Raw genomic sequence first — 16104 nt, 5'->3', positions numbered from 1 at the left:
CCCACCGATGTTAACCTCAACAAGTTCCGGCCTGAAGCAATGGTATCAGTGGCTGTTGTTGAGTGTTGCTGTCTGCTTTAGCACGCCTGTGTGGTCGAATGAAGACTTCCGGGTACTTAATGGCTTAAAGATGTTTAAGTCCATTTTGCAGGCGGATCAGGACATCAATGACAAGCACAATCCGGACAATGGCTTAGACATCGTATTTCTCTACACCGGAGAGTTACAGCAGGCAGAAAAACTCGCCCGCAGCTTTTTGAGAATGGGCCGTGGCGATAAAAAAGGACGCATCAAAGATATGCCGGTGTTCGTTCATTTGGTCAGGGATATGGCACATATAGAAGAAATGAACATCGCGGTAGCCGGAATTTTTATCCTGAACAAATTAAATACCGAAGAAATCAAAGGCATTGCACAATTTGGACTTAGCCATAATATCGTGACTTACTCCCCGTTTCAGGGAGATGTGGAAAAGGGCATATTCAGCGGCCTCACTATCGATACCAGCCCCAAACCCTTTATCAATGCTCAGGTCATGAATAATTCTGGTATACGCATCAAATCATTTTTCTTAAGGGTGGCAACGCTGTATGAACCCACAAGATAAAAAGTACCTGAAGCGTACCCCTAAAGCGATATCCGCTATTTTTGTGTTGTTGGCTATCTCGCTGCAAATCTCGCTGGCGCTCTACTGGACCGAAGTGTTGCAACCAAAACTGCGCACCGAGGCCGCAGCCGATGCCAAACTCATCGCAGAAGCTCAGGGATTGCAATTGCTCTCGGCCCTTCAGGATTACGAAGAGATGCATAACAGCGACGAGATCGAACGCGCCATTGGCAATCTGATGCTTTATCAGGAGCCCAATCTCGGCAACCCATTTTTCAAACAAATTAGTCTTGAAATCGACAAAGACATTTTTCCCGAATTACCCAACTTTGTGCGCGGTGACAGTGACTGTAGCAGTTGCTTTGATGTTGATGTTCCGCTTTATTCCCCGGTCACCTTTGCGATTATGGGCATCGCCCACTTTAAGGTATCTGATGAATTTTTCAGAATGCTGGCCCGAGATATACGCAATCAGCTGATGCTACAGGGGGCCATAGCCTTATTTTTGCTACTGATTGCCTGGCTCACTTCACTGTATTTATTTCGCTCATTAAATAAAGAAATTGACCGGCGTAAAGCTTCAGAAGTGGCCTTAACCGAAAACCAACGCAAATACCATCGTTTGGTCAGCAGCCTCAATCAATATTTTGTTTATGCCCGTGGAGTCGATGGCAAAATCAGCTGGATTAGCGAAGGCGCAACGCAACTTTACGGGCATCCAGCGCAAAAACTCAAAGACATTGCCCGTCTGCTCACCGAAAACCCTATCAACCAGGTGGCCAGACGCTATTTAAATCAGGTGAACCTGGCTCTGCAGCAGGCAGAATTTGAAGGTGAAATCAAAGACAGTGATGGCAACAAACGTTGGATCCTGTTTTCAGAAGTCAATTTGTTTGACGAATCCGGTGACCTCAAAAGTGTAGAAGGCCTGGCACGCGATATCACCAGACAAAAGCAAATAGAGGCGGATCTTATCGAGGCCAAAGAAAATGCCGAAGTTGCCAGTCAGGCAAAAGGTCAGTTTCTGGCCAATATGAGCCATGAGATCAGAACCCCAATGAATGCCATCATAGGCAACACCTATCTGATGCAGAAAACCCTGTTAGACAATAAACAGCAACAGTACCTGAACCGCATTGACTCCTCGGCCCATGTACTGCTGGGGCTGGTGAACGATGTGCTGGATATTTCCAAGATAGAAGCCGGTAAAATGGAGCTGGAAAACATTCCCTTTACCATTGATGAACTGCTCAGCAATTTAGCCAACGTGGTAATAAGCCAGAGCCAGAACAAACCGCTGGACATTTTATTTGACGTACCGGGCAACATACCCCAACCCCTATCAGGCGATCCGCTGAGGTTGGGGCAAATCCTGTTAAACCTGGTAAACAACGCCATTAAATTTACTGAGCAAGGCGAGATTTTGGTTAAGGTTGAGATCCTTGAATCCGGCGATAAAGAACTACATCTGCAGTTTTCCGTGAAAGACGATGGCATTGGCATTGATGCCGATAAGCAAAAGCTGCTGTTTCAGTCTTTTAACCAGGCTGATAACAGTGTTACCCGACGGTTTGGAGGCACAGGATTAGGACTGGCTATATGTCAGCACCTCGTTGCCATGATGAAAGGCACCATAAACGTCGAGAGCCAGTATGGTAAAGGCAGTACCTTTTATTTTGATGCCTGGTTTACCCTGAGCAGTAAAAGTCAGGTTTTGCCTGTGGCAGTGCCGCCGCTACCTTCACCAACCAGTGTGTTGATTGTTGATGACAGTGAAACCTCCGCTCAGATTACTCAGGAAATCCTGAAGCAATTTAACATCGAAAGTACCATCGCCCATTCAGCCAGCCATTTGCTCAAGTTGATGCGGCATGAAGCACAACTGTCCCGCTACCAGGCCATTTTTATCGACCACTTTATGCCAGAAGTGGATGGCCTTGAAAGCGCTGAAATGCTGATTAAATCAGGAAAATCCACAATGCCGAAACGGGTATTGTTGACCTCTCCGGGTGCCGAAGAAAAACATCTTGAGAATATCAATCAGCTGTTTCACGAGGTGCTCTATAAACCGCTGAATGTACATGATTGTCAGGAAACCCTGAACCGGCTATTCAACCTTTCGCATGCCGAACTGTCGCAAAAAGATTCAGTAACCCCATCCCGACCTGATTTAACCGCCAAACATATATTGCTGGTTGAAGACAACAAAATAAATCAGGAAGTTGCCCTGGCATTACTGGAGGATGTGCACGCCACAACAACGGTTGCAAATCATGGTCAGGAAGCACTGGACAAAGTCCGTGAACAACACTTCGATATAATCCTGATGGATATCCAGATGCCGGTAATGGATGGTCTTACCGCTGCTAAAAAACTGCGCCAGGAGCATCAGGTGACGCTCCCTATCATCGCTATGACAGCGCATGCACTGGAAGAAGATCGGGAAAAAAGCCGTCAGGCAGGCATGAATGACTACATTACCAAACCCATTGATGTCTCCGTGTTTTATGACACGCTTAAACGCTGGGTCCCGGGCGGTCAGCAGCCCCTGAAGGATAGCAGTGTTCAGGCAGAATCAACGTCTGTGCTGCCCGAAATAGAAGGTATTAACATCGCAACCCTGTACAAACGAATAGGCCAGCGAGACAGCCTGTTAGATGAAATATTGCAGGAGTTTTCCCAAAGTTGTTTGCAGTTTCAGCAACAAATTGGCCATGCGATAGATGAACAGGATAATCTGAAAATAAGCCAACTGATACACCGGATGAAGGGTGAGTCAGGCAATGTGGCGGCTGAAGATATTCACAGTAAGGTAGTGGCGCTGGAAAGTGGCTTTAAAAAACATCATAGCCTGGATCAAAACCTGCTGAGTTTGTTAAACGAGGACCTTAATGCACTCCGACAAGCACTGCAGCAACACCTCACTAAAAACCAAGCTGAAGACGCACCTGAAACAACGCCGCCGGTCCTGCTCACTATCGAAAAACTCAGTGACATACAGCTTTGCACCGATAACCTGCAGAGTTTATTAGAAATACAATCTCTGGATGCCATGGATAATTTTGTCACGCTCAAAGCAATGTTAAATGGTCAGGTGCCTAAAAATTTATTACAAGATCTCGATTCGGCAATACATCAACTGGATTATGAGCTAGCCTTAAACTATCTGAATAAAATTTGTTTAACGCTGAATTTACACGAGAACGTAAAGTAACATGTTTGAGACGTCTACAGCCGATAAACAAACCGTACTGGTGGTGGATGACGCTATCAGCAATATCAAAATGCTCGGTGAAATTTTACGTGCCGATTGTGATATTGTGTTTGCCACCAACGGTAAAAGCGCCCTGCAGCAAGCCACTCGTATGCTTCCTGACCTGATTCTGCTGGACGTTGTTATGCCAGACATGGATGGTTATCAGGTATGCCATCACCTGAAACAAAATCCCGCAACCGCTCACATTCCGGTAATTTTTATCACTGCACTGGACAGTATTGAAGACGAAGAAAAAGGCCTTCAGGCGGGGGCTATTGATTATATAGCCAAACCTTTTCACCCCCCAATTGTCACAATGCGGGTGCGCAATCACCTGGAGCTGGTACGCCACAGAAAGCGCTTAAAAATGCTCTCCACAACAGATGGACTCACCGGAATTGCGAACAGACGTCGTTTCGATGAAGTGTTACACACAGAATGGCACAGAGCCCTTCGTGAGCAGGAGTTTTTCAGTATCCTGTTGATAGATATTGACTTTTTTAAGCAGTATAACGACCACTATGGTCACTTGAAAGGCGATGAGTGTCTGCAACAGGTGGCCGAAATTCTGCAATCCTGCATTCAACGGGAAACGGATTTTCTGGCGCGTTTTGGCGGTGAAGAATTCTCCGCAATTCTGCCCAATACTCATTTAGAAGGTGCCAAAGCATTTGCGCAGACAATCATGTCGCGTATTGAACAAGCCAATATTCCGCATGAAGGTCATGGTAGCTTTGGTAAAATTACAGCCAGCATTGGCATTACCTCTCTGATTCCAACCAATGCAGTCACCCTGACTGACGCGCTGTCATTCACCGACGGGTGTTTATACGAGGCAAAGAACGCCGGTCGTAATACCTGTATCTCGCGCTCATTTCCCAGCAGTCGCTGACTGTTCAGCAGACATTCTGCATTGAATAAAATCAGCATGTGACAAGTACATCAAATCGGCCATTTTGCGGATCAGGTGTTCTTCGTGTGGGTCCACCTGCCCATCCGCCATCGCCAGATGCCACAGTGATGTCAGAATATAGCGCTTTTGCTGCAGTGAGCAATTCTCATGGATTAAGCGGGTAAATTGCATGTAATCTACCGCATCTTTGGCCTTAGCTTCGACTTTTTGTAAAAATGGCGCTAATTGTTCTCTGGCAAAACCAAACTCAGTCAGGACCTTTTGTTCATATGCCTGAATCTCATCATTGCTGAATTGCGCATCGGCCCTGAGAACTTCATAGTACAATACCGCTGTTGCAATCGGCACAGTAAGCTCTTCAGCATTTTTTGCCCCAGCGTCAGCTTCGCTGTCATTTAACCAACCTAAGATTTTTGCAATCATAACTACAGTATCTGTTTAACAGACTGCTAAGCTTAACGCCATCAGGCAAACACTTAAAGGTATCAAACATCTGCTTACAAAATTGCCGAAGATGCAAGCAGCATGAACGAAATTACCAGTCAAAGGCCCACTTTTTGAGGCTCTTGTCCGCCTCTTCAGATAAACGAATCACAATCGATTGCTCAAATTGCTGTAACGGAAACGCCTGACGGGTCAAGGCATGTGAAGCCATAAACTCAGCAAACGCGCCTGAAGTCATCATTTCAATAAGCTGAGACTCTATGTATGTGGCCAATTGCCTGTTGTCTTTGTTCAGGTAAAAGTACATTTCAGTATGATAGCGAAGCAGTAAATGGGTATCCCAAATCAGTTCAGGGAATTGCTGTTTAACTGCATCCAGCTCACCTTTACCTTCAAAAATACTCAAGAACAGTAAATCACAGCGACCTATCGATAACATTGATAACATTGCTTCGAAACTTTGCACCCTGATCACATGCAATCCCGCCGCTTCAAGCACATCAGCATCTGGCCAGTGCCGTCCCTGACAAATACTAAAACGCTGTAACTCCTGCAATGTCGTTATTTGCTGAAAGGTGTTCTGAAAACGCTGATGTAACACGGCCCCGCGAATACCTAGGCCGCCCTTGAACAAGGGAATCGGGACGCGTATCAGCTGTTTATTGCGGGTTTGAGAACTGCCGGACCACATCACATCAAAAAAATCCCCGGCTTCCAGCAATTTAACCGCCCGCCCCTGCCCGGGATAGTCAATAATATCTAACTGATACTGCCCTTTTAGTGTCTGTTGCAACAAGGCAGTAAAATAAGTATGACTGACATCATCCGCTTTCTGAGGCCCTATCGTACGCACCAGAGGCAACTCTGCCGCAAGGCAAAGTACGGGGATGAACCAAAATAACGCCAGCAGTATTTTCACGACATACCAAATGAACTAATAAAGACCAGGCTTGCAACACCGTTCTGCGCTACGGCACGTTTATGCGGAACGAAAATGATAACAACGACAGTAAACATGAGTTACACACAGCCACTTCAAGGCCAGGAGACTAACGCCGAGCGATCACAAGTTTACTGATTGGTTTAAGTATACACCAAGGTTAACCGGCTGGAAAAATCACGCTGTGCTGCATATCAAAACGGATACCGATGGCGTCACCGGGTTTGTGATCATGATGCGCTGAGGCGTAGCAATGCAATCGATGTTCCTGACAGCGCAATTCGAACAAGAACTGTGCACCTTTAAAATAGCGGCGAACCACTGTTGCTTTCATTGCGCTATTGTCATCGTGTACCACATCATCCGGCCGCACCAGAAGTTGCAGGGCCGCACCGGGTTCATATTCAGCACCGGAGGGCATAGCGAAAGTGCCAAGGGGTGTTGCCACCTTCCCCTCAGTATTTAGCTGTGCAGGCAGATAGTCGCATATCCCCAAAAATCGGGCGATATCAGGCGAGTCCGGGCGATGATACACTTCATAGGGTGTCCCTGACTGAACCAGGTGCCCCTTATTCAGTACCGCGATTTTGTCTGCCATAGAGAAGGCTTCGACGTGATCGTGAGTCACCAGCAGCGCGGTTATGTGTTCAGCTTTGAGGATCTGCCTGATTTGTGTGGCCAATGATTCTCGCAAATCCTTGTCCAGGCTTGAAAAAGGTTCGTCCAACAAGAGTAAATTCGGTTTAGGCGCCAGTGCCCGGGCTAAGGCTACTCGTTGTTGTTGTCCACCGGATAATTCGTGCACCATGGCGTTTTCTTTACCCACCAAATCCACCAGATCCAGTAACTCCTCCAGACGGGCCTGTTGCTTGTCTCTGGTTAATTTCTGTAACCCGAAGGTGATATTCCGTGCCACATTCAGGTGTGGAAACAACGCAAGATCCTGAAACATCATACCAATTTGTCGCTGCTCGGGTGGCACCTGGCGGATGTCTGAACTGACTTCGTTGTCATTGATATGAATCCCTCCGGTGCTGATCGCTTTAAAGCCAGCAATCGCTTTTAAAATCGAGGTTTTACCTGATCCCGAACTCCCCAACAAACACCCGATATCTCCCGCATCGAGATGCCAGCTAAATTGCTCAACAACCCGGTTGCTGCCATAACATATTTGTATATCTTGAAGTGTAAGCATGGTTAATTTGTGTTGATATTTTTTTGAATAAACCAGACAGGTAATAAACCTGCTAAGACAATAAACAGCGCTGGTAATGACGCATCGGTTAAGCGCTCATCTGAAGCCAGTTCATAGGTTTTTACTGCAAGCGTATCAAAGTTAAACGGCCTCAGAATCAGTGTGGCCGGTAACTCCTTTAACACATCTACGAATACCATCAGTATACCAACCAGTAGCGTGGGTTTCAGTATTGGAGCATGTATTCTGCGCAAAATCCCCCACCCTGATTCAGCTAAAGTTTTGCCGGCTTCATCTAACGACGGCGACACCCTCGCCAGGCCACTTAATACGTGCTGATAGCCCACTGTCAGGTAACGGATCACATAGGCGAATATCAGCGCAAACAGGGTACCGGATAACACCAGCCCGGGTTGAAAATCGAAAAGCTGCAGCGTTAATTTATTCAGCCACTGGTCAGTATTACCCAAGGCAATCACCGCACCAACCGCAATGACAGCACCGGGGAAAGCGTAGCCCATGGTAGCCAGACCGATGGCGTTTTTTATCACTTTTGGTGGTGCAGCACGCTGAGCGTAGCCAAACAACAGCGCAATGGTCATAACGACAATAGCAGCTATCGCAGCCACTAAAAAACTATTCTTTAACAGGGTAAACAACGCTGCAAAGTCGGGGGATGTTTGCACGACCAACACCGACCAGGACACCAGTCGGATCACCGGGATCACAAACGCCAGCAGGAAAATACTCAACAAGCTTGCCAGCACGATGGATTGCCGTTGCCATGAAATCCTTCGCGGCTGATTGGGTGTCGTGTTACGCGTGTGATAAAACCGTTGTTTGCGCCTAACCCACTTTTCACCCCACAGCAAAAACAATACAAAACAGACTAAACCGGAAGACAATTGCGCCGCGACCAGCGGTTCATTCATCCCAAACCAGATTCTGAAAATTCCGGTGGCCAGGGTAGACACACCGAGATATTCCACCGTTCCAAAGTCCGCAAAGGCTTCCATCATTGCCAGCAACATGCCGGCGCTAATAGCTGGCAGCGCGAGCGGTAAAGCCACTTTGTAAAAATACTGTCTTTCGTTCAGCCCCTGACTGCGGGACACATCGAACAGGGATTGAGACTGCGACGAAAATGCCACGTAGGCTAAGCCGTAAACATAGGGGAAAAGCACAACCGAAATGGTAAAAATGGCCCCGGACATTGACTGAATATCCGGAAACCAGTAGTCACCGTAGCCCCAGCCGGTGGCCTCTCTGAGTAGTTCCTGAAACGGACCTGAAAAATCCAACAGGCCGGTATAGGTATACCCCATGATGTAAGGAGGAAAAGCCAGTGGCAGGAATAACAACCACTTAAAATACCGGGAAAAAGCAAACTGATACTGGCTGACACACCAGGCACACCAGGTACCCAAAAACCCGCAAGTTATCCCCACGCCAAATGCCAGTACCAGACTATTGACGATATAATCACCTAACACCGTCTCTGACAGATGTGACCAGAGTCCCCAATCTGGCCAGAGCCAGGCGCCAAATACGACACAGGAAGGCACGGCGATGATCACCGCTGCAAACAACACCAGGGTGTTTAGACTGAACAATAAGTTCATGGAGAGCGACCCGCGAGTAACGGGTCGGGTAACTGCCTTTTCTATTTCCAGCCCGCCTTATCCATTATCTTAATGGCGCTGGCATTGAGTTCACCGACTTGTTGTAGCGGAACATCCTCAGCTTTAAAATCACCGAATGTTTTTAACAACGCGCTGGTTTCTACGCCTGCCACCACCGGGTATTCATGGTTATTTTCCGCATACCATTGTTGGCTGGAGTCACTGGCTAAAAATTCCATTAAACGCAATGCGGCAGCACTGTTTGGTGCATGTTTAAGTAACGCAGCACCGGAAATGTTGACATGAGTGCCAGTGCCCTGTTGATCTGGCCAGTGTACTTTTAACTGGCTGGCAATCTTCTGGTTTTCCGTATCAGTATCTGCCAACATGCCTGCCAGATAATAGGTATTAGCTATCGCGATATCACATTGACCGGCAACAACGGCTTTGATCTGATCTCTGTCTCCCCCTTTAGGAGTACGTGCAAAGTTCTTCACAAAACCGTTTGCCCAATTTTGCACTTTTTCTTCGCCAAACTTGGTAATCATGGCGGCCACCATGGATTGGTTATAAATATTGTTCGAGGAACGAATACAAATACGGCCTTTCCATTTCGCGTCGGCCAGTTCTAATATCGACCCTAATTCACCGGTTTTGACTCTGTCAGGATGATACATAACCGGGCGGGCGCGCATAGTCAAAGCAAACCAATAACCGTCTTCATCTCTGAGGTTAGCGGCAATTTTGCTTTGTAATAAATCGGAGTCAACGGCCGACAACAGGTTCATTTCTTTAGCACGCTGTAACCGCCCAACATCCGTAGTTAAGATTAAATCCGCGGGGCTGAATTGACCTTCAGATGCAATTCTTGAAATCAAGGCATCCGCTTTACCGGTGATCAGGTTAACTTTGACTTTTTGTGCTGTTTCAAACTCTTCCAGCAAAGGTTTGATAAGTTCCTCTTTGCGCGCAGAGTAAACATTGACTTCCTGTGCGTTGCTCAAAGGCGTAAAGCTGCTTATCAACAGCGACGTTGCAAGTAGTAGTTTTTTCATAAATTAATGTCGATAAGTTATCGGTGAAGCGGATACTATTTCAATTGAGAATTATTCTCAATATTGGCCTGTAAATTCTCTTGTCATATTAACACTCTGTTACAAACATAGCTGTAAAATATTCCGTTGCGAAAAACCCGTCTCCTATTGATGCGGCACAAGGCTGAAGGTGGCGACCGCTTTAGTGCCTTGTTCCAGGTACACAAAGCTATCCGTCAACTCTTTAACCAAAGCAATTCCCCGACCAAAACACTGTTCCGAATCTGCATCAGAAACCCAGGTATCGAAATCAAACCCCTCGCCGCTCTCTTTAATGGTAAAAACCAATTGCGCCGCGTCGGCATCGTAAGTCACATTGAGGCGGATCCAGCCTTGTTGCAAATTGGCAATGCGTGTTTCCCGTTGAGCAAAATATGCCATAAACCCCTCGGCAGAGTCTTTTAACTGTGAATCCAGTTTCAAAATTCCGTGCTCCAGAGCATTGTTATATAACTCGCTGAGCACAGTGAAGATATCGGATCGCAATCCATAAAACGCAGCATGCCCTGAAATTAAATCGATTATTTCCCCCACCGGATTCGCTGACCCAAAATTCTGGTGGGTTACTTCGATGCTTAACCGGAATGACGCGGAAGGCAAGGCAGCAATTTGCTTTTTTAATCCGAGCGGTTGAGCCGCATAAATAAACATGCTGATGTCATCGTCCTGCTCACCGTCAGCACGAAACTGCTCAACCTTTTGCATTAATTGCGAGGTGTTGATTTCATCCATATCAGAAATCCACGCCTCCAGTCCATCCTCAGTGAGCATTTCCCCGGCCTCATTGCACAACTCGATCACGCCATCCGTATAACCCAGAAGACGATCCCCCAGGTCAGCTTCGTAATGTTCTGTATCACTTTCAAATTCATCCGGCTCCAGGATACCCAGTGCCATATGAGCCGATTCGAAGCGCTTTTTAATGTTGCCGTTTTTATCGAACAGGATCAGGTGCGGCAGGCCGCCATTCCAGATGTCCAGGGTACATCCGTCTTCCGCGATTTCTATGATAGCAGCGGCGAAAAACATACCATCAGGTAAAAAATCCAACAGTGTCTTGTTCAGGGTTTCAGCCATTTCCGCAACCGGAATGCCCTTTTCAGACATAGTTTGAAATGCCCTGGAAACCGGAATGGCCCCAATGGCAGAGGCCAGTCCATGCCCGGTAAAATCACCCAGCAACACATACAGTCCGGCCCCCGGAGAGCGCTCTATTAACAGCATATCGCCGTTAAAATTACTGGCGGGTGCTAACTGGCTATCAAGAAATTTTGCGAGGCTGCGGTTTATTGTCAGCACATTTGAAAAAATGTGCTCTACGATAGCGTGTTCCTGCTCAATATGTTGTTGATGGAACAATAACTCACGATTTTGCTGATAGGCGCGTTTACTCAGCATTCTGGTGCGGGCATGTGCTTTTAATTTTGCGGCCAGAATGGTTTTATTAAATGGTTTCCCCACAAAGTCATCGCCGCCCACCGAGAGACATTGCACCAGGTTTTCTTCATCATCCATGGCGGTAATAAAGATAATGGGCAGGTACGTATCACGCTGCAGCGCTTTGAGTTTAGGTGCAACATCGTGGCCACTCATACCGGGCATAACCACATCCAGCAAGACAATGTCCGGTACCAGCTTTTCGGCCAGACGCAACCCCTCCTCACCGGATTCGGCCTCATGGCAATCCGTAAAGCCGTTTTCCTGCAGCAGGTGCACCAGCAGGAAACGATTTACCGGTTCATCATCAACAATTAAAATCCGCATTTAGCTAAAAGGGCTGACGCGTTATTTGATGGTGAACTTTTTATCAAATCGGGAGATTTGCAGGATTTTGGCAACTGCCGGTCTGCTGTTAACTATCTGAAAATCAGAAACCTGTTCTTTTAATGACTTTTGCATATTGAGCAACATACCTAACGCAGAGCTGTCCATATACTCGGTGTGGCCTAAATCAACGATAACCGTTGAGACAGACTCAATATCCTCTGCATAGGCGTCTCTGAATTCCTGTACTTTTGAAAAATCAAACTTGTCATCCAGGATGATGGTCAATGTTTTACCGTCACCGGAAAGTTCTCTTTCTACACTCATGAAAATACTCCGTAGTTATACTTTGGTCGAATAGTTTGTTTACAAATGTCGTTTAAGCTATTTGCTCAGGAGGTCATCACCTTTTCGCGAAAAATATGCGACAAAGAGCAAACGCCACAGGATTGAATTAACAAAAACCTAAATTAACCATATAAACAATAAATATTTTTGACTAAAATCAAAAATAAACAGTTAACGAATCTAATCATGGCAGAAAACCCTTTAGTTTACAGTACCGACTTTGGTCGAATACCGAAGAAAGAACAGAGCAAGTCGACACCTACAGGCGATGGTGTGGTGCGTATACGACGCGAAACAAAAGGCCGTAAAGGAAAAGGCGTCACTACGGTTTCGGGATTGCTGTTAGACGACACCGCCCTGAAAGCCATTGCAAAAGAACTAAAGAAGCTTTGTGGAACCGGCGGTGCTGTCAAGGATCAGGTCATCGAGATCCAGGGCGATAACCGGGATAAAATCAAAACCTTTTTGGAAGCAAAGAATTACAACGTCAAACTGGCCGGTGGCTAAATAAACAAGAGTATCTCATGCAAAGACTACAAATATCAGACCTTAATATCCTGTTGATAGAGCCGTCTGACACCCAAAGAAAAATCATAACTTCACTATTGATCAAAGAGAATGTCGCTGAAATTGACGCGGTGTCTGATGTGTCCGGCGCAAAAAATGCGCTCAAATCTCACGGAGCGGATCTGGTTGTCAGTGCAATGTACTTTGCTGACGGCACCGCAATTGATGTGTTGAAATACATCAAAGAATCATCAGAATTGGCGTCTATTCCCTTTATGTTGGTGTCCAGCGAAACCAAAACCTCTAAACTGGAAGAATATAAGCAGGCGGGTATCTCAGCGATTTTACCCAAGCCATTTAAACCCGTGCATTTGACGAAAGCCTTAAATGCTTCGTTGGATTTGATCAACGAAGATGAAATCGAACTGGAGTATTTTGATATTACCCAAATCAGAGTGTTACTGGTGGACGACAGTATGCTGGCCCGCGGTCACATTCGTCGTACACTGGAAAAAATGGGGGTTAAAAACTTTATTGAGGCCGAAAATGGCGCCATGGCACTGACCTATCTGAAAGACAATGAATTTGACATTGTTGTTACCGATTACAATATGCCGGAAATGGACGGCCGTGAATTATCGGAATTTATTCGCTTCAATCCGGAAACAGCGCATATTCCGATTATTATGGTTACCTCAGAAAGTGCTGACAGTTTGCATATGTCAAACATTCAGCAAACGGGCGTAAACGCCTTGTGTGACAAGCCTTTTGAGCCCAGCATGGTGAAAAAGATGCTGGTATCCTTGCTCACGGAATAGAGTAATACCATTGATTGCTGAGTTATAACCATTAGTTTGTTGACTTTTAATGGCTGTAGTTTTACTTTCAAAACCATGAATACAAAAAACGCACTCTTTTTCTTTTTTACCTCATCCTGAATCGGGAGGCTTGTGCGTGAGTACGAAATATTAAAACCTCCCACCCGGGAGGTTTTTTTTTTGCTTTTACAGAGAATAACACCAGGAAAATACCATGGACTTGCAGACACTGCGCACCCAGATCACTGAAACCGATGAGCAATTGCTCAAACTGCTGGCCAAACGGCAGGAACTTACTAAAGCGGTGGCAGAAGATAAAATTCGCCATCACAAAAATGTACGCGATGTACAACGAGAAGAATCTCTGCTCATTGAGCTTGTTAAAAAAGGGCAGCAATGTGGCCTGGCACCGCAGTATGTAAAATCCCTGTTTCACCTGATTATTGAAGATTCAGTACTAAACCAACAGGCACTGCTCACACAGCACGCCAATCCGGACAAGCAAAACAGTGTTAACCGGGTAGCGTTTTTGGGAGACAAAGGAGCCTACAGTTATCTGGCCACACACAAGTATTTTGCGCGTCGCCCCGGTGTGTTACAGGAAATTGGTTGCCAAAGCTTCGCAGAGATATTCGAACACGTCGAACGCGGTACTGCCGATTTCGCGGTTTTGCCCATCGAAAATACCTCATCTGGCAGTATTAACGAAGTGTACGACCAACTGCAACACAGTGATATTGCCATCGTGGGAGAGCTTACCTTCCCGATCCGACACGCCATCCTCACCAAGGATGAAAAAGACTTAAGCAACATCAAAATTCTGTACGGTCATCCTCAGGTTTTTCAGCAATGCAGCCAGTTTCTTAACACCCTGGGTAATGTGCAACGTCAGGTATGCGACAGTACTTATCATGCACTCAAGAAAGTAAAAGAGTCAGAGCGTTTTGATATTGCAGCTATAGGCAGTGCTGAAGGTGGCGCGCTTTATGACCTGCACCCGATCCAAAGCAATATCGCCAATCAACAGGAAAACCACAGCCGCTTTATTGTTATCGCCAAAGAGCCCTGTGTCGTACCTCTGCAGATTCCGGCAAAAACAACATTTGTTATGTCTACAGTTCAAAAACCCGGTGCCTTGGTTGAAGCACTGGTCGTACTCAAAGACAACAATATTAATATGACTAAATTGGAATCTCGCCCCATCACAGGTAATCCATGGGAAGAGATGTTCTACATTGATGTCGAAGGCAATATTCAGGATGGACCGGTAGAAAAAACCATTGAAGAACTCACCAATATAACCCGAAACCTCAAGGTGTTGGGTTGCTATCCCAGTGAAGATATTGATCACACCAAAGTTCCCATGGTGAAGGCCATATCTCAATAAACTAGCCCATCGCCCGAAGCGCTCTTGTGAGCGCTTTTTTTTGTATAAAAATCATGGACTTAGTCTGAACATCTGAAAATTATCACAAAACAGACTTGCCGAAACCCTGACTTTCAATCATAGTGATATCACTTTGATATCATTTTAGGTGATTTATGATTAATGAAAAACGTGGATTTTCGGTCAGCGGTTATATTGTTTTTGCCATTCTTTTGGTGGTAATAGGCGGCTCAATAATAAGTATGAGCCCGCTTCCTCAGACGTTTCCGGGTACCCAAATATTGTTAATTTTCTTGTCGATTTTGTGTATGCCTGGCTTTTTCATGGTGCAGCCTAATCAGGGCAAAGTCTTAACCTTATTTGGCAGCTATGTGGGCACAGTTCGCGAAAATGGTTTGCGCTGGACCATTCCTGTTTTTATCCGAAGAACAATTTCCCTCCGGATCAGGAACTTTGAAAGTGCCAAAATTAAGGTTAATGATAAAAATGGTAACCCCATCGAAATCGCCAGCATTGTTGTCTGGTCGGTGACTGACACTGCTGAAGCGGTTTTTGAGGTAGACGATTACGAAAGTTATGTCAGCATTCAAAGCGAAGCTGCCATACGAAATCTTGCCAATATTTACTGTTATGATCCCGCCGATGAAAATGAAATTGGTTTGCGAAGCGACCCGGTCGAAATCGCTGAACAACTGAAAAGAGAGGTTCAGGAACGTTTAGGCAAAGCCGGGGTTACCGTGCAGGAAGCCAGAATCAGTCACCTGGCTTACGCTCAGGAAATTGCCAGCGCTATGCTACAGAGGCAACAGGCCGAAGCCATTATTGCGGCTCGAGCCAAAATCGTTGAAGGCGCCGTTGGTATGGTGGATATGGCTATCTCTAAACTGGCAGAAAAAGACGTCATTGAGCTGGATGAAGAACGCAAAGCCGCCATGGTCAGCAACCTGCTTGTTGTACTGTGCGGCGATAAAGCCACACAGCCTGTGGTGAATACCGGCTCGCTCTACTGATTATGGCAAAAAAAGCCTACCCTCTGCGTATTAACGAAGACGTCCTCGCTGCGATGCAGCGCTGGGCGGATGACGAGCTGCGCAGCCTGAATGCTCAAATTGAATACGTCTTACGCGACGCCCTGGTTAAAAACAGTCGGGTAAAATTGGTGCAAAAAGTGGTAACCGAACTGGAAGATCAGGATAAAAAGTAGCGCAT

The 16104-nt window shown here is 46.1% G+C and carries 15 protein-coding genes; 8 read left to right on the top strand and 7 right to left on the bottom strand.

Annotated features, from left to right (window positions below; genetic code table 11):
- The first annotated feature begins 7 nt into the window (after nt 1-7).
- From AC0J20_RS02550 to AC0J20_RS02540, 3 genes are read left to right on the top strand one after another with little or no spacing between them, the layout of a single operon-like run.
- A complete protein-coding gene (locus tag AC0J20_RS02550) occupies nt 8-607 on the top strand; it encodes a hypothetical protein (RefSeq protein ID WP_473020488.1) in 600 nt (199 codons plus the stop codon).
- On the top strand, nt 591-3821 hold the full coding sequence (locus tag AC0J20_RS02545; RefSeq protein WP_473020487.1) for a response regulator: 3231 nt from the start codon (nt 591-593) through the stop codon (nt 3819-3821). The genes AC0J20_RS02550 and AC0J20_RS02545 overlap by 17 nt, the downstream gene beginning before the upstream one ends.
- A 1-nt stretch (nt 3822) precedes the next feature.
- A complete protein-coding gene (locus tag AC0J20_RS02540; RefSeq protein ID WP_473020486.1) occupies nt 3823-4755 on the top strand; it encodes a diguanylate cyclase domain-containing protein in 933 nt (310 codons plus the stop codon).
- Here AC0J20_RS02540 and AC0J20_RS02535 read toward each other — a convergent pair.
- From AC0J20_RS02535 to AC0J20_RS02505, 7 genes are all read right to left on the bottom strand, one after another.
- A complete protein-coding gene (locus AC0J20_RS02535; RefSeq protein ID WP_473020485.1) occupies nt 4735-5199 on the bottom strand; it encodes a tellurite resistance TerB family protein in 465 nt (154 codons plus the stop codon). The two genes, AC0J20_RS02540 and AC0J20_RS02535, sit on opposite strands and share 21 nt — an antisense overlap.
- A gap of 112 nt (nt 5200-5311) precedes the next feature.
- On the bottom strand, nt 5312-6139 hold the full coding sequence (locus tag AC0J20_RS02530) for a hypothetical protein (protein ID WP_473020484.1): 828 nt from the start codon (nt 6137-6139) through the stop codon (nt 5312-5314).
- Between the two features lie 181 nt (nt 6140-6320).
- The gene (locus tag AC0J20_RS02525) at nt 6321-7355 is read right to left on the bottom strand and encodes an ABC transporter ATP-binding protein (RefSeq protein ID WP_473020483.1); all 1035 of its coding nucleotides are present in this window, start codon (nt 7353-7355) and stop codon (nt 6321-6323) included.
- Between the two features lie 2 nt (nt 7356-7357).
- On the bottom strand, nt 7358-8977 hold the full coding sequence (locus AC0J20_RS02520; RefSeq protein WP_473020482.1) for an ABC transporter permease: 1620 nt from the start codon (nt 8975-8977) through the stop codon (nt 7358-7360).
- A 41-nt stretch (nt 8978-9018) separates the two neighbouring features.
- Nucleotides 9019-10032 (bottom strand): Fe(3+) ABC transporter substrate-binding protein, encoded by a 1014-nt coding sequence (locus tag AC0J20_RS02515; RefSeq protein ID WP_473020481.1) that lies wholly within the window; start codon nt 10030-10032, stop codon nt 9019-9021.
- Nucleotides 10033-10176: 144 nt separating this feature from the next.
- Nucleotides 10177-11835: an ATP-binding SpoIIE family protein phosphatase gene (locus AC0J20_RS02510; protein ID WP_473020480.1), complete on the bottom strand. Its 1659-nt coding sequence runs from the start codon at nt 11833-11835 to the stop codon at nt 10177-10179.
- Nucleotides 11836-11856: 21 nt separating this feature from the next.
- Entirely contained in the window at nt 11857-12162 is a 306-nt protein-coding gene (locus tag AC0J20_RS02505) for an STAS domain-containing protein (protein ID WP_229527715.1), read from the bottom strand.
- Nucleotides 12163-12369: 207 nt separating this feature from the next.
- Between AC0J20_RS02505 and yciH the strand changes: the two genes are divergently transcribed.
- The 5 genes from yciH (at nt 12370) to AC0J20_RS02480 (ending at nt 16099) form a co-directional block, all read left to right on the top strand.
- Nucleotides 12370-12690 (top strand): stress response translation initiation inhibitor YciH, encoded by a 321-nt coding sequence (gene yciH, locus AC0J20_RS02500; RefSeq protein ID WP_473020479.1) that lies wholly within the window; start codon nt 12370-12372, stop codon nt 12688-12690.
- 17 nt (nt 12691-12707) lie between these two features.
- Nucleotides 12708-13508 (top strand): response regulator, encoded by an 801-nt coding sequence (locus AC0J20_RS02495; protein WP_473020478.1) that lies wholly within the window; start codon nt 12708-12710, stop codon nt 13506-13508.
- Nucleotides 13509-13722: 214 nt separating this feature from the next.
- On the top strand, nt 13723-14895 hold the full coding sequence (gene pheA, locus AC0J20_RS02490; RefSeq protein WP_473020477.1) for a prephenate dehydratase: 1173 nt from the start codon (nt 13723-13725) through the stop codon (nt 14893-14895).
- Nucleotides 14896-15050: 155 nt separating this feature from the next.
- Entirely contained in the window at nt 15051-15905 is an 855-nt protein-coding gene (locus tag AC0J20_RS02485; RefSeq protein ID WP_229527718.1) for an SPFH domain-containing protein, read from the top strand.
- Nucleotides 15905-16099: a type II toxin-antitoxin system antitoxin gene (locus AC0J20_RS02480; RefSeq protein ID WP_229528039.1), complete on the top strand. Its 195-nt coding sequence runs from the start codon at nt 15905-15907 to the stop codon at nt 16097-16099. Before AC0J20_RS02485 ends, AC0J20_RS02480 begins: the two co-directional genes overlap by 1 nt.
- Nucleotides 16100-16104 lie beyond the last annotated feature (5 nt).

The organism is Planctobacterium sp. R6, assembly GCF_055755215.1.
Note: the sequence above shows the minus strand (reverse complement) of the source record. Positions and strands in the feature narration are given on the sequence as shown.

Excerpts from the sequence above, each read along its gene's own strand:
- AC0J20_RS02550 (WP_473020488.1), top strand. The coding sequence starts at position 8 with ATGTTAACCTCAACAAGTTCCGGCCTGAAGCAATGGTATCAGTGGCTG.
- AC0J20_RS02545 (WP_473020487.1), top strand. The coding sequence starts at position 591 with ATGAACCCACAAGATAAAAAGTACCTGAAGCGTACCCCTAAAGCGATA.
- AC0J20_RS02540 (WP_473020486.1), top strand. The coding sequence starts at position 3,823 with ATGTTTGAGACGTCTACAGCCGATAAACAAACCGTACTGGTGGTGGAT.
- AC0J20_RS02535 (WP_473020485.1), bottom strand. The coding sequence starts at position 5,199 with ATGATTGCAAAAATCTTAGGTTGGTTAAATGACAGCGAAGCTGACGCT.
- AC0J20_RS02525 (WP_473020483.1), bottom strand. The coding sequence starts at position 7,355 with ATGCTTACACTTCAAGATATACAAATATGTTATGGCAGCAACCGGGTT.
- AC0J20_RS02520 (WP_473020482.1), bottom strand. The coding sequence starts at position 8,977 with ATGAACTTATTGTTCAGTCTAAACACCCTGGTGTTGTTTGCAGCGGTG.
- AC0J20_RS02515 (WP_473020481.1), bottom strand. The coding sequence starts at position 10,032 with ATGAAAAAACTACTACTTGCAACGTCGCTGTTGATAAGCAGCTTTACG.
- AC0J20_RS02510 (WP_473020480.1), bottom strand. The coding sequence starts at position 11,835 with ATGCGGATTTTAATTGTTGATGATGAACCGGTAAATCGTTTCCTGCTG.
- AC0J20_RS02505 (WP_229527715.1), bottom strand. The coding sequence starts at position 12,162 with ATGAGTGTAGAAAGAGAACTTTCCGGTGACGGTAAAACATTGACCATC.
- yciH (WP_473020479.1), top strand. The coding sequence starts at position 12,370 with ATGGCAGAAAACCCTTTAGTTTACAGTACCGACTTTGGTCGAATACCG.
- AC0J20_RS02495 (WP_473020478.1), top strand. The coding sequence starts at position 12,708 with ATGCAAAGACTACAAATATCAGACCTTAATATCCTGTTGATAGAGCCG.
- pheA (WP_473020477.1), top strand. The coding sequence starts at position 13,723 with ATGGACTTGCAGACACTGCGCACCCAGATCACTGAAACCGATGAGCAA.
- AC0J20_RS02485 (WP_229527718.1), top strand. The coding sequence starts at position 15,051 with ATGATTAATGAAAAACGTGGATTTTCGGTCAGCGGTTATATTGTTTTT.